This window comes from Microbulbifer sp. TYP-18 (assembly GCF_040932045.1).
Taxonomy (GTDB): domain Bacteria; phylum Pseudomonadota; class Gammaproteobacteria; order Pseudomonadales; family Cellvibrionaceae; genus Microbulbifer.
This window is the reverse complement of sequence record NZ_JBFRBC010000009.1, coordinates 59,861-73,907: the sequence shown is the minus strand read 5'-3', so window position 1 is coordinate 73,907 and position 14,047 is coordinate 59,861. Positions and strand designations below refer to the sequence as shown.

General features: G+C 61.6%; 9 protein-coding genes. 8 read left to right on the top strand and 1 reads right to left on the bottom strand.

Translation table 11 applies throughout. The features are described 5' to 3' along the window. Positions 1 to 43 precede the first annotated feature (43 nt). Both mepA and ABVT36_RS09740 read left to right on the top strand, forming a co-directional pair. Positions 44 to 898, top strand: coding sequence for a penicillin-insensitive murein endopeptidase (mepA, locus tag ABVT36_RS09745; RefSeq protein WP_368456401.1), 855 nt, complete (start codon positions 44 to 46; stop codon positions 896 to 898). Between the two features lie 36 nt (positions 899 to 934). Continuing rightward, complete coding sequence (locus ABVT36_RS09740; protein WP_368456400.1) at positions 935 to 1,939, top strand: D-alanine--D-alanine ligase; 1,005 nt, start codon at positions 935 to 937, stop codon at positions 1,937 to 1,939. Between the two features lie 50 nt (positions 1,940 to 1,989). On the opposite strand, the gene ABVT36_RS09735 is transcribed toward ABVT36_RS09740, so the two are convergent. Beyond that, the gene (locus ABVT36_RS09735) at positions 1,990 to 2,568 is read right to left on the bottom strand and encodes an HNH endonuclease (RefSeq protein WP_367150567.1); all 579 of its coding nucleotides are present in this window, start codon (positions 2,566 to 2,568) and stop codon (positions 1,990 to 1,992) included. 1,063 nt (positions 2,569 to 3,631) lie between these two features. On the opposite strand from ABVT36_RS09735, the gene ABVT36_RS09730 reads away from it, so the two are divergent. The 6 genes from ABVT36_RS09730 to ABVT36_RS09705 all read left to right on the top strand — a co-directional run bounded on the left by ABVT36_RS09730 (position 3,632) and on the right by ABVT36_RS09705 (position 13,216). After that, positions 3,632 to 5,188, top strand: a complete 1,557-nt coding sequence (locus ABVT36_RS09730; RefSeq protein ID WP_368456399.1) for a PQQ-dependent sugar dehydrogenase — start codon at positions 3,632 to 3,634, stop codon at positions 5,186 to 5,188. Between the two features lie 43 nt (positions 5,189 to 5,231). After that, positions 5,232 to 5,483 carry an exodeoxyribonuclease VII small subunit gene (gene xseB / locus ABVT36_RS09725; protein WP_367150562.1) on the top strand — a complete coding sequence of 84 codons (252 nt, stop codon included), beginning with the start codon at positions 5,232 to 5,234 and terminating at the stop codon, positions 5,481 to 5,483. Then, positions 5,484 to 6,395 (top strand): polyprenyl synthetase family protein, encoded by a 912-nt coding sequence (locus tag ABVT36_RS09720; RefSeq protein ID WP_368456397.1) that lies wholly within the window; start codon positions 5,484 to 5,486, stop codon positions 6,393 to 6,395. A 102-nt stretch (positions 6,396 to 6,497) separates the two neighbouring features. Continuing rightward, on the top strand, positions 6,498 to 8,411 hold the full coding sequence (gene dxs, locus ABVT36_RS09715; protein WP_368456396.1) for a 1-deoxy-D-xylulose-5-phosphate synthase: 1,914 nt from the start codon (positions 6,498 to 6,500) through the stop codon (positions 8,409 to 8,411). A gap of 104 nt (positions 8,412 to 8,515) precedes the next feature. Then, positions 8,516 to 10,375: a DUF885 family protein gene (locus tag ABVT36_RS09710; protein WP_368456395.1), complete on the top strand. Its 1,860-nt coding sequence runs from the start codon at positions 8,516 to 8,518 to the stop codon at positions 10,373 to 10,375. Positions 10,376 to 10,672: 297 nt separating this feature from the next. Then, positions 10,673 to 13,216 (top strand): arylsulfatase, encoded by a 2,544-nt coding sequence (locus ABVT36_RS09705; RefSeq protein WP_368456394.1) that lies wholly within the window; start codon positions 10,673 to 10,675, stop codon positions 13,214 to 13,216. The last annotated feature ends 831 nt before the right edge of the window (positions 13,217 to 14,047 follow it).

Below are 14,047 nucleotides of genomic sequence, written 5' to 3'. Positions count from 1 at the left end.
GGCGCGCTCTTGGTCCACTCAGAGGTCAGCAGTGGGGGAGTTAATGTTCAGCAGATTGCCGAAAGTATTTTGGCTGGCTTTCGCAACCCTGTGTGCCGCGGCCCGGGCCGCAGACAATCCCTGGCAGGAGATAGAGGATCCCAGCGCCCAGCCCCCCGCCAGTATCGGCACCTATACCAACGGCTGCCTGGCGGGTGCCCAGCCGATGCCCCTGCGGGGCGAGGGTTTCCAACTGGTGCGCACCGGCCGCCATCGCTATTTTGCCCATCCGCAGACAGTGGCATTCCTGCAGCAGTTTTCCCGCGCCGTGGCGCGGCGCGGCCTGGGGCGGCTGCAGATTGGCGATATCTCCATGGCCCGCGGCGGTCCCTTCTCTTCCGGCCACCGCAGTCACCAGATGGGGCTCGACGTCGATATCTGGTATTCACAGGACTGGCGCGCCAAACAGCGCCCCCTGAGTCGGTGGGAGCGCGACAATATCTCCGCCATTCCCCTGGCGGACGAAAAGCGCCACGCGCTGATCGAGGAAAACTGGGACCCCCGGGTGCCGCAAATACTGCGCCTGGCAGCCGGGGACGAGCGTGTGGAGCGCATCTTTGTGCACCCGGCCATCAAGCGCAAAATGTGCGACCTGGCCGGGGATGACAATGCCTGGCTGCGCAAGGTGCGCCCCTGGTGGGGACACAACTACCATTTCCATGTGCGCCTCGCCTGCCCACCGGGCGACAATAGCTGCAAGCCCCAGCGACCGGTGCGCGACGCGGCCTGTGGCAAGGATCTGGACTGGTGGTTTAGCGACGAAGCCCTCGCTATTCTGCGCGGTGAGGTGCCGCTCGGGGAGCCGCAGCGCAAACCGGAATTGCCCGCGCAATGCACCCGTGTACTGGAGGCGCGCTGAAGTTCACCGCGTCGGAAAGACAAGGACAAAAACGGCATGATCAATACCCTGCTTATTTGCGGCGGTGGTGGCAGCGAGCACGAGGTGTCACTGCGCACGGCGGACTTTATCCAGCGCCAGTTGGAGGAAGTCGCGGATATCGCAGTGACTCGTGTAGAGATGAGCGCCAATGGCCAGCTAATGGATACCGACGGCAATGTCTGCCAACTGGGGCCTGACCGCTCCCTGCACAGAGAGCCGGGCCACAACTGGCCGGTGCACTATGTGATCCCAGCCATTCACGGCTATCCCGGCGAGACCGGCGACCTGCAATCGGAACTGGATATTCTCGGCATCCCCTATTTTGGTTGCGGGCCGGAGGCCAGCAAATTCTGCTTCAACAAGGTGAGCACCAAGCTGTGGCTGCGGGCACTGGGTATCGACAATACGCCTTACCAGTTCCTGTTCGCCAATGAGCCGGAGGAGTTCGCCAAGGCCGGCATGGCCCTGCGGGAGTGGGGCGCGGTATTCGTCAAAGCGTCCAACCAGGGCTCTTCCGTAGGCTGCTACCGGGCCGACGACACCGACGCATTGCAACACGCCGTGGAACAGGCCTTCCAGCTGTCACCCTATGTATTGGTGGAGAAGTGCCTGACCGGGCGGGAACTGGAAGTGGCCACCTACGACTATGACGGCGAACTGATTATCACCCCACCCGGCGAGGTCCGCGCACCCGCGGATACCTTCTACAACTACGAGGAAAAATATGGGGAACACAGCCGCGCCTCCACCTTTGTGGAGGCCGAGGGACTCAGCGACGCCCAGTTGGGCTGGGTGCGGGAAGCGTCCCGACGCGCCTTCCTCGGCCTGCACCTGAAAGATCTGTCGCGGATTGACTTCTTCCTCACCGACGAGGGGGATATCTACCTCAATGAAGTGAACACCTTTCCGGGCATGACACCTATTTCCATGTTCCCGAAAATGCTGGCCAATATGGGCCACTCTTTTTCCCACTATTTGGCCAGCCTGATTCGCCGGGCCACCGCTTCCGCACACAGCTGAACCCGGTATCGACAATCCCGCCGACATCGGGCGGGCTCCCGCTGGCCCCGTCAGCCGTTGCCGCAGCGCAGCCAGCTATCCTGGCGCAGGCGGGAAAACTGGCCGCGCAGGAATTCCATCTGATCGCCGCGGATCCGATCACTGTTGATCAGCGCCAGGTATTCCGCCGCATTGGGACAGAAGGGCAACGCCAGCAACTCCATCCCTATTTCCTCCAGCAGGCGGCTGCCCTTGTGCTGGTTGCAGCGCCGGCAGGCGGTGACCACGTTTTCCCAGGTGTCGCGACCGCCGCGGGAAACCGGTTGTACATGGTCCCGGGTCAGTTCCACAGCGGAAAACCCGCTGCCGCAGTAGAGACAGGTGTGCGCATCGCGGAAGAAGAGTGCGCGATTGGTCAGAGGCGGGCGCCGGCGCGGCTGCGCCATACGCGAACCGTTACAGGCGATGATAGCGGCTAGGTCGAGATGGGAACGCTCCCCTTCGCGGTTGATGCCGCCGTGCACCCTCAGCACCAGCCCCCCCAGGGACCAGGTCACCAGTTCGCGCACATACAGGCAGGCGGCCTCCTGCCAGTTCAGCCATTCCAATGGCTGCCCGGCCAGGTTCAGGCGCAGGATTTTGGCTTCCATCATCCCGCCGTCCCCTTTTTATACGGGTCCAGCCCATTCCCTGGGAGGCACTGAAAAGCGCGCGGGTTTGACTCGGGGCACGACAGTGGCAGAGCCCACCAGGGCTCGGGAGGTACCGGGACAGCATGCATGGGCGGCACTGAGATTCTGAAGGCTCAACCCTCCGCAGGTCGCGTGTAATGCGAGTGGTTCGATCTGATTAAAGCGAATAATTGTTTCAGTTTCCATACGCAAGGGCAGTTCCATTGCCGGAATTGTGACAGACACCATGCAGTAAAAAGGTGTCGGGCCGAAGTTGGCGGAAAAATTCACTCTGGCGTTTCTTACCAGCAGGGGTGTTCGGGCCGCAACTCAAGCGTGTAACGGCTTGATTTCTCGTGGAGGGTTTGCGAAAAGCCAGGGAGGGCTTTTTCAACAATCTGCCAGTAACAAATTGCCAGAGGCAGGGATGGGGTTTGAACAGGGGCTGCCGGTGGGTAGCGGATCTTTCGATGGGGCAAAATAAAAACACCACCCGGGCAATCCGGCCCAAGTGGTGCACTCACAGGATGGTACCCAGATCCTTTGGGCGTGCGGCTCAGTCCCTGTATCCTTCGCCGCAGATTGCAATCCCTTGGGCTTCCCTGCGCTCTAAGTATGGTAGCCGTGGGGAAATCCGCTAGTAAAAAAATCGATTTCTACAAAAGAGATATTCTGCGCGCCATTAGCCCGAGGAGACGCGAAATGCCACTGCAACTGAAAAGGGGCCGGAATTGGATAATGATTAAAACACCACCCGGGCATTCCCGCCCGGGTGGTGCATGCACAGGATGGAGCCCAGATCCTTTGGGCATGCGGCACAATCCATTCGATCCATTGCCGCGGTATTGAAGTCCCTTAAGCGTCCTTGCATTTTTATTATGACCCCGCGCGGAAAAAGCGATAGAGGCAATTGGCTGAATTTCTTGTGAGACATATCTCACATGCCGCAGAGATATCTTACAAGGGGAAGTGGAAAATCGGGGGGCAGTGATATACAAAGACGCCGCAGATGCGGCCAGTCATCACTATAACCACAATTATTATGAGGTCAAGCACCGCCATGAAAAGCCTGCTGAAATACGCGTCGATCCTATTGCTGTTGCTGATCGCCGCGGCAGCGCTGGTGATCGCCCTGTTCCCCGGCGTGGATATCCCCTGGAGGCAGATCACCGGCGGGGCCGAGACCAGTGAAGAGACGGTGTCCACAAATTTGCGCACCATATCGGGCCACAGCGTTACTCTGTTCGCGGATGCAGTGCCCAATGCGCGCTGGCTGGCAGTCACCCGCCGCGGCGATCTCCTGGTGTCACAACCCAAACTGGGCCAGGTCAGCCTGGTCTACGGGGACCGCAACCGGGACGGCCGCGCCGACGGTCAGCGTGTCCTGATCGATGGCCTGCGGCGCCCCCACGGCCTGTTCCTGCACGATGACTGGCTCTATATCGCCGAGAGCGACGCGGTGGGACGCGTACCTTTCGATCACTCCGACGGCCGCCTCTCCGGCAGTTACCAGCACATCGTCACCGGGCTCGCGGATCAGGGCAATCACTGGACCAAGACCATCGGCATGGGCCCGGACGGCTGGGTCTATCTGAGCAGCGGCTCCACCTGCAACGCCTGTGGGGAAGAAGATCCAAAGCGCGCCACCATCATGCGCTTTCAGCCCGACGGCAGCGAATTTGAAATCTTCGCCACCGGTCTGCGCAACAGTGTCGGCTTCGACTGGTCCCCTCTCAACGGTGCCCTCTATGCCACCGACAACGGCCGCGACTGGCTGGGCGACGACTTTCCCCCCTGCGAGCTGAACCTGGTCCAGCGGGGCGCCTTTTACGGCTGGCCCTACGCCAACGGTGACCGGGTGCCGGACCCGGATTTCGGCGTCGGCGCCGGGCCTGAAATTCAGGCAAAAATCGCTGCATCACAGCCGCCGGTGCACGATTTTGCGGCCCACAATGCGCCGCTGGGCATTTATTTCCTGCGCAGTCAGATGCACACCGGTGACTATCGCAATGCGGCCCTGGTGGCCCTGCACGGCTCCTGGAACCGCAGTGTCAAAGACGGTTACAAGGTGGTATCGCTGCACTGGGGCGACGACGGCAGTATCTCCCAGCGGGACTTCCTGTGGGGTTTTCTCAGCCCGGACCGGCAGGAGGTCTACGGGCGGCCGGTGGCCATCGCCGAGGATACCGCCGGCAATGTCTATGTCTCCGACGACTACGCCGGTGCCATCTACCGGGTGCAGCGTGGCGCGGCGCAGGGGCGCGCGGATACCGGCTCCGGCCGACCGCGTTTGCGGGCCCCCAACAAGCCGGTGGCCATCGACAGTGGCGCGGCGGCGCGGGGAAAGGAACTCTACCGGCAGTACAACTGTGACCAGTGCCACGCCCAACAGTTGCTGCTGCACGACCTGTCGGCAAAATACACATTGCAGGAGCTGGGGGACTACTTCGACACTCCCACCCCGCCGATGCCGAACTACGGCTTCAGCGCGCCGCAAAAACGCGCCCTGGCCCATTATCTGATGTCACTGGAGGTGGCCCCGCCTAATGGCGCGGGTCAAACCACAGTGCCAATTGACCCCCCTGCTGCCAGCCGCTAAGGTGGCCGCGCAGCGAAGCAACCGGTGAACGCAGGGCGGATCAATGGCAGCGAAGAAACAGAGTGCGACTTTCGAACAGGCGCTGGAAGAACTGGAGCAACTGGTCGGGCGGCTGGAAGCCGGAGACTTGCCACTGGAAGAGGCGCTGACGGACTTCGAGCGCGGTGTCAAACTCACCCGCGAATGCCAGCAGAAGCTCGCTGCCGCCGAGCAGAAAGTGCGCCTGTTGATGGAGGAAAACGGCGAAGTGCGCGAGCTGCCGTTCGACACCGACGATACCCGGGAAGACACCTGAATGGCGGCAGCCCAGATGCTGCAGAAACCGCTGGCGGAGTTTCTGCAACTGGTCGGGGAGCGCCAGCAGACGCAGTTGCAGGCGAGCCTGAAAACAGAGGTGGCAGACGCCGGAACACTGTTCAGCGCCATGCGTTACGCGGCGCTGGGGCCCGGCAAACGGCTGCGCCCGGCACTGGTATACGCCTGCGCCGGCGCCCTGGGTGGCGCCGATTTCGATCCCGTTGCCTGTGACGCGCCCGCCGCCGCCCTGGAGTGTATCCACGCCTACTCCCTGGTCCACGACGACCTGCCGGCAATGGATGACGACGACCTGCGCCGCGGCCGCCCCACCTGTCATGTGGAATTCGATCAGGCCACGGCCATTCTGGCCGGCGACGCCCTGCAGACCCGGGCTTTCGAGTTGCTGCTGCACTGCTACGCCGCTCCGGCGCTGAAACTGCAAATGCTCGCCGAACTGGCGCAGGCCTCCGGCGCACGCGGTATGGTGGCCGGCCAGGCCATCGACCTGGCGGCGGTGAACCGCAGCCTCGACCCGGTGGCGCTGGAACAGATGCACCGCCTCAAGACCGGCGCCCTGATCCGCGCCAGCGCCCGTATCGGCGCCCTTCTGGGGGGCGCTGACGAATCGCAGCTGCAGGCGGTCACCGGCTATGCCGAGGCCCTGGGCCTGGCTTTCCAGGTACGGGACGACATTCTCGACGTCACCACCGATACCGCCACCCTCGGCAAGACCCAGGGTGCCGACGCGGCGCGCAACAAGCCCACCTATGTCTCACTGCTGGGGCTGGACGCTGCCCGCGACAAGCTACAGCAACTGCAGCGGGACGCCCTTGCCGCCCTGGACGACCTGGGGGGCGATGCCGCCCTGCTGCGCCAACTGGCGGACTATGTGGTTCAGCGGCGTCACTGAGTAGCGCCGCTGCCGCCCGCATCACCGCCGCCGGGATGCAATATCCCTGTCACGGGCATACAATCCCTTTTCCAGTTGCCACGCTTGTAGTTGTTACGCTCGATGTTCGACGAAATCCCACGTACACGCCCGCATACACCGCTGCTCGACACTATCGACGGGCCGGCGCAGCTGCGCGCCCTGGACGAGCGGCAGCTGCCGGAAGTCGCCAGTCAGCTGCGCGAATACCTGCTCTACTGCGTCGGCCAGACCGGGGGACATTTCGGCGCGGGTCTCGGCGTGGTGGAACTGACCATCGCCCTGCACTATATCTACGACACCCCCGATGACCGGCTGGTGTGGGATGTGGGCCACCAGACCTACCCCCACAAGATACTTACCGGTCGCCGCGAGCGAATGCTCACTATGCGCCAGCAGGACGGGCTGTCCGGCTTTCCCAAGCGCAGCGAGAGCCTCTACGACACCTTCGGGGTCGGCCACTCCAGCACCTCCATCAGCGCCGCCCTGGGCATGGCGCTGGGCTCACCGGAGGAGCGCAGGGTGGTAGCGGTGATCGGCGACGGCGCCATGACCGCCGGTATGGCGTTCGAGGCCCTGACCCACGCCGCCCACACCGGCAGGGACATGCTGGTGGTGTTGAACGACAACCGCATGTCGATTTCCAAGAATGTGGGGGGCCTGGCCACCTACTTCGCCAAGATTCTCGCCAGTAAAACCTATCTCTCCATGCGCGAGGGAAGCCGCAGGATCCTGTCCACCATTCCCAAAGCCTGGCAGCTGGCGCGGCGCACCGAAGAGCACGTCAAGGGCATGATCACCCCCGGCACCCTGTTCGAGGAACTGGGTTTCAACTATGTGGGCCCCCTGGACGGCCACAACCTGCACGACCTGGTACACACATTGCGCAACCTGCGCACACAGCGCGGCCCCCAGTTACTGCACGTGGTCACCACCAAAGGCAAAGGCTTTGGTCCGGCGGAGGAGGACCCGGTGGGCTACCATGCGCTGAACAAGCTGGAGCCGGAACCCAAGGTAAAGGTGGCAGTGCCCGGTGAGCGCAAGCGGCCCAAGTACCAGGATGTATTCGGCCGCTGGCTGTGCGACATGGCAGAGCAGGACGAGCGCCTGGTGGCCATTACCCCCGCCATGTGCGAGGGCTCCGGCATGGTGGAATTCGCCGAGCGCTTCCCGCAGCGCTATCACGACGTCGCCATCGCCGAACAGCACGCCGTCACCCTGGGCGCCGGTCTCGCCTGCGAGGGCCTGAAACCGGTGGTGGCCATTTACTCCACTTTCCTGCAGCGCGGTTACGACCAGCTGGTGCACGATGTCGCCATCCAGAACCTGGATGTCACCTTCGCCATCGACCGCGCCGGCCTGGTGGGGGAGGACGGCCCCACCCACGCCGGCAGTTTCGATCTCACTTTCATGCGCTGCCTGCCGAATATGGTGATCGCCGCCCCAAGCGACGAAAACGAGTGCCGGCAGTTGCTCTACACCGCCTACCTCCACTCCGGGCCTTCCGCCGTGCGCTACCCCCGCGGGACCGGCACCGGCGCCGAGATACAGCAGCAGATGACCCAGCTGCCCCTGGGCAAGGGCCGGCTGCTGCGCCAGGGCAGTGACGTGGCCATCCTCAGCTTTGGCGCCCTGCTACAACCCGCCCTGGCGGCGGCGGAAAAACTGGGGGCCACCGTGGCGGACATGCGCTGGGTCAAACCCCTGGATCAGGCGCTGATAGATCAGCTGGCAGCGGAACACCGGTTGCTGGTCACCCTGGAGGAAAACACCATCGCCGGCGGCGCCGGCAGCGCGGTAATGGAATACCTCAATGAACGCGGCACAGTGGCGCCGCTGCTGCAACTGGGGCTGCCCGACACAGCGGTCGGACATGGCAAGCACCCGCAGCTGCTCGCTGGCGTCGGTCTGGACGCCGCCGGTATCGAAGACCGGGTACGCCGCCGTTTGCACCAGTTGGAAAATAAAAACATCCGCGGCCAGGCGGCGGCCTTTTAATCGCGACACAATCCTGGCCACAGTCAATTTACCCGCTATCGACCCGACGGCTCTTCAGCCTGCCCCCGGCCGATACGCATCCATCATTCCACCGGGAGAAACCCGTGCCCCTATTTGTTAAACAAACGCTTTTTGCCACAGTCCTGCTGGCGGCCGCCCAGGTGGCGGCCATGGAGAACCGGGCCTTCGACCGGGCTTTCGCCGCCCTGCCCAAGGGGGAGAGCGCCGGCGTACAACTCAAGGCGCTGCAGGACCTGCGCTACCGCTGGCTGATGGAGACCTTTCCCGGCTGGGCCACCTACCAGGGCTATCCCGGCGTCAACCACCGCTGGACCGATGCCTCCCCGGAAGCTATCCAGCGCCGCCGGGAGCAGACCCGCCGCCTGCTGGCCGCCAACCGCCAGCTGGACGCCGACCAGTTGCCGGCGGCACAGCAGCTGGATTATCAGTTGTTGTATCAGGACCTGCTCACTGAAGTGAAAGGCTTTCAGTTCCCGGACCACCTGATGCCGGTCAGCCATATGGACGGTATCCAGCGCCAGGTTCCCAGCGTCCTCAACAGCATGCCCCGCAGCACAGAGGCGGATTACCAGACCATTCTCGCGCGACTGGAAAAACTGCCCCGGCTGATCCGGCAAACCCAGGAGTTGATGCGTCGCGGCCTGGAGCAGAAAATCACCCCGCCCCAGATCACCCTGCGGGACCTGCCGGGACAGATTCGCGCCCTGATCCCCGCCGAGCCCAAAGACAGCCCACTGCTGAAAGCATTCGCCACAATGCCCTCCGGCATGTCCGCCGCCCAGCAGCGCCGGCTCCGGGAGCGCGCCCACAGCCTCTACCGGGAAACCCTGGTGCCCGCCTGGCAGGGGATGGCGGAATTCGTCGAGCGCGAATATATCCCCGGCGCCCGCGTCGGTACCGCCTTCACCGATATGCCCGACGGCCTGCGCTGGTACACCCACAAGGTGCGGGAAAACACCACCACCAGCCTGAGCCCCGAGGAAATCCACCGCATCGGTCTCGGTGAAGTGCGGCGTATCCGCGCCGAGATGGACAGAATCATCGAGAAAACCGGCTTCGACGGCGACTTCGAAGCCTTCACCGACTTCCTGCGCCACGACCCCCGCTTCTACCACAGCAGCCGCGAAGACCTGATGCGGGGCTACCGGGATATCGCCAAGCGCATCGACGGCGAACTGCCGGCACTGTTCGGCAGGCTGCCGCGGCTGCCCTACGGGGTAAAGCGGATTCCCAGTTATGCGGAAAAATCCCAGACCACCGCCTACTATATGCCCGGTTCCAACAAGGCCGGCCGCGCCGGTGTATTCTTCGCCAACACCTACAACCTGCCCAGCCGCCCCATCTGGGAAATGGAAGCCCTCACGGTGCACGAGGCCATGCCCGGCCACCACCTGCAGATAGCGCTGGCGCAGGAACTGGAAGACGTACATCCGCTGCGTCGCCTCGGCGGCTACACCGCCTTTGTGGAGGGCTGGGGCCTCTACTCCGAGAGCCTGGGTTACGACCTGGGCCTGTATAAAGACCCCTACAGCGAGTTCGGGGCCCTGACTTACGATATGTGGCGCGCCGTGCGCCTGGTGGTGGACACGGGGATGCATGAGCTGGGCTGGAGCCGCGAGCAGGCCATCGAGTATTTCAAAAATAACAGCGCCAAGCCCCTGCACGACATCACTGTGGAGATAGACCGCTATCTGGTCTGGCCCGGACAGGCCCTGGCCTACAAACTGGGTCAACTGAAAATCAGGGAACTGCGCGCGGAGGCCGAACAGGCATTGGGGGAAGAGTTTGACATCCGCGACTTCCACGACCAGCTGCTGGGCGCCGGCGCTATACCACTCAACCTGCTGGAGTCCCGCATGAACCAGTGGATTGAAATCCAGGGCGCGGCGGCCGCGCAGGATCAGTCCACTGCTACAACACCCACAGAGGTATCATCCAGCTAGCCCCTTCCCGTCCATTGGCCTGGCCTCGCACAAACGCCGGGCCGGGCGGCGGCTTTCATAGTGCCGGCCCTGCCCCCCTTTAACCATCGAAAGTCTGCGGCCAGATATCCGTTCAGCAACGGCTGGCCGCAGGACCTCATTGGCTCAGCACCAGTACCCTTTATCCCTGTCGGCGGCACCTGTCGCGTAAAGCCCCTTATGTTAGCGACGCCACAGGTCCTAACCGCGAATTGCAATACCCCTCCGATCGCCAATACTCACTGCAACGGAAAAATTTCGAAATTTCAGGGACAGGAAATGAAACGGCCGACCGGGTTTATCAGCACTGCTTTGGTTTTTATCATCGGGTTTCTATCAACGGTGTCCGCAACTGCCCAGGAGACCACCGGTAAACTCGGATCGCCCAATGCAACCACGACGATCAGCGGCGAGCAGCTACCTCCGCCCCAACCAAAGTTTGGCGGCGTCATCAAAGACAATGCCATGCAGTCGAAAGCCTGGTGGCCGCCCCGTATCGTGCCGCCGAAAAAGGCACCGAATATCCTCCTGATCATGACCGATGACGCGGGCTTCGGTGTACCCAGCACTTCCGGCGGTGTCATTCCCACGCCCACATTGGATCGCATCGCCAAAAACGGCCTGCTGTTCAACAATATCCACTCCACGGCGCTTTGCTCCCCGACCCGCGCCGCCTTGCTCACCGGGCGCAATCACCACTCGGCGGGCTTTGGTGTCATCTCGGAACAGTCCACCGGCTTCCCCGGATATAACAGCATTATCGGCAAGGACAAGGCCACCATAGGGCGCATCCTGCGTGACAACGGCTACGCCACATCCTGGTTCGGCAAAAACCACAACACACCGGCCTTCGCCGCCAGCCAAATCGGACCATTCGACCAGTGGCCCATCGGCATGGGGTTCGAATATTTTTATGGGTTTGTGGGCGGCGACGCCAACCAGTGGCAACCCAACCTGTTTCGCAACACCACACAGATCTACCCCTTCAGGGGGAAGCCCGGCTGGAACCTGGTGACCGCCATGGCGGACGATGCCATCGACTGGCTGAATCGCATCGACCAAACCAGCCCCGACAAACCCTTCTTTCTGCACTATGCCCCCGGCGCCACCCACGCGCCGCACCACCCCACCAGGGAGTGGTTCGACAAAATCCACAGGATGCACCTGTTCGACGACGGCTGGAACAAGCTGCGGGAGCGCATCTTCGAGAACCAGAAACGCCTGGGCGTGATTCCCCCCAACACCCGGTTGGCCCCCTGGCCAACGGAAGTGCTGAAAAACTGGGAAGGTTTAACCCCAAAGGAAAAAAAGCTCTTTATCCGCCAGGTAGAAGTCTTTGCCGCCTTCGTCGCTTACACCGATCATGAGATAGGCCGGGTCATCCAGGCCATCGAGGATATGGGCAAGCTGGACGATACGCTCATCATTTATATCAACGGGGACAATGGCACCAGCGCCGAAGGGGGCCTGCTGGGTACGCCGAATGAAGTCGCCTACTTCAATGGCATCAACAATATGCCGGTGGATGTGCAGATGCAGTGGTACGACGTTTGGGGTACCGATGAGACATACAATCATATGGCCGCCGGCTGGTCCTGGGCCTTCGATACCCCCTTTACCTGGTTCAAGCAAAATGCGTCAAAACTCGGCGGCATCCGCCAGTCCATGGCCATTTCCTGGCCCGGCCATATTCAGGACAAGGGCACTCTGCGCGAACAGTTTACGCATGTGATCGATGTGGTCCCCACTATCCTCGAAGCGACCGGCATCCGTGCACCCGAATACGTGGACGGCATCCGGCAGGCGCCCATCGACGGTACCAGCTTTGCCTACACCTTTGACCAAAACAACGCCAAGGCGGCCTCACGGCATAAAACACAGTATTTCGAGATCATGGGCCAGTGGGCCCTCTATCACGATGGCTGGCTCTTGGGTACCAAAGTGAACCGGGCTCCCTGGGAGGGCTTCGGCTCCCCCAACACAGACCCGCTGAATAACCAGGTGTTTGAACTCTACAATCTGGAAGAGGATTTCAGCCAGTCGCAAAACATTGCCGACCAACACCCGGACAAGGTAAAGAAGCTTAAAAAGCTGTTTGTGGAAGAGGCGAAAAAATACCAGGTTTTTCCCCTCGACGCGTCCGTAGCGGCACGGCTTATCGCTCCGCGACCGAATATTGCCGCCGGCCGCACACAGTTTGTTTACACCCGTCCCATGGTGGGTCTGCCGCAGGGCGACTCCCCTTCGCTGCTCAATACCTCCTATACCATCACCGCCGACATCACCATTCCCGAAGGGGGCGCCGAGGGAATGATTCTGACTTCCGGCGGGCGCTTTGCCGGCTACGGCTTTTACCTCCTGAAAGGCAAACCGGTATTCCTGTGGAACCTGCTCGACCTCAAGCGCGTGAAGTGGGCGGGACCCACCGCGCTGTCGCCGGGCCGCCACAAACTGGAATTCGATTTCAAATATGACGGCTTTGGTATAGGCACACTGGCCTACAACAGCATGAGCGGCCTGGGCCGCTCCGGCACAGGCACCCTCAAAGTGGACGGCAGGGAAGTCCAGGCCATCACCATGAAGCATACCCTTCCCATGATCCTGCAATGGGACGAAAGTTTTGATATCGGTTCGGATACCCTCACCGGCGTAAACGACGCAGACTATCTGCCACCGTTTCCATTAACCGCCCAACTCAATAAATTGACCATCGAGATAGACCGCCCACAGCTCTCCAAGGAAGATATCGAGAAGCTGGAAAACACCAGGGCTACCGCGGTAGACGGCAGTCCTATTCAGCATTTGCAGAGTGGCCCACGCTGAGCGGCCCGTCACCTTCAAAGCAAGCCAGCTGTTGCAGGGATGGGCTGCCCCTGGTGCCTGTGGGGGAAGTGAAATAGCAGCGGTAGTAGGTCAATTGCACCCTACTGCTGGGTTGGCTGCCGGCGGGGCGCTGGAGGAAAGGCGCTGGAAGAAAGGCGCTAATGGGAAGGACAGCAATCAACTTATCGCCGACCGGGAAGTCAAAGTCCCATTGTAATAAGAGAAAAGCCGGCATAAAGCCGGCCTTCACATTGAGTCGCCGCCAGTACATCACCTTTCCCGACTTTCGGCGACCTATGGGGAGTATAGACGTTAGCGGGCTTCCTGCCGCCATCTGTCCCCAAGACAAGCTTCTCCTAGCCCTATTACCCTCCGGTTACGGTCCCGTAAAGCTTTGATGACGCAGCGTCATCCTTTTCGTCTTATATACCGCCGCCCGGCCAATACTGCCCCTCCCCAGCCGCCCCAACCATTAACCCGCGTTGATAAAGCCCCCGCTTTGACCTCCCGGACCCAGCTTCAATGGACTGGTCACCAGCCTGTTCCATAAGGGACACAAAGCAACCCTATGGAAGTAGCGACACCTTTATCGATCTGAGCGGGCTTTATAGAGTCAAGTTGCAGCCAATAAGGGTTATTCCACCGGCTCCCGGGATCAGCCCCGGGAACCAATTGGTACTATCGAACTGATTTTTTAAAGAAGCATAATAGCGGGACCGGAATGTTTGCGACCAACTGCCTTGGGGATACCGCTAAAAGCCACTGACAGGCTTTTTCCGCCATCTGCCAGATGTTATCTTCTTTCATTGGACCACAGCTGAAATAAGACGG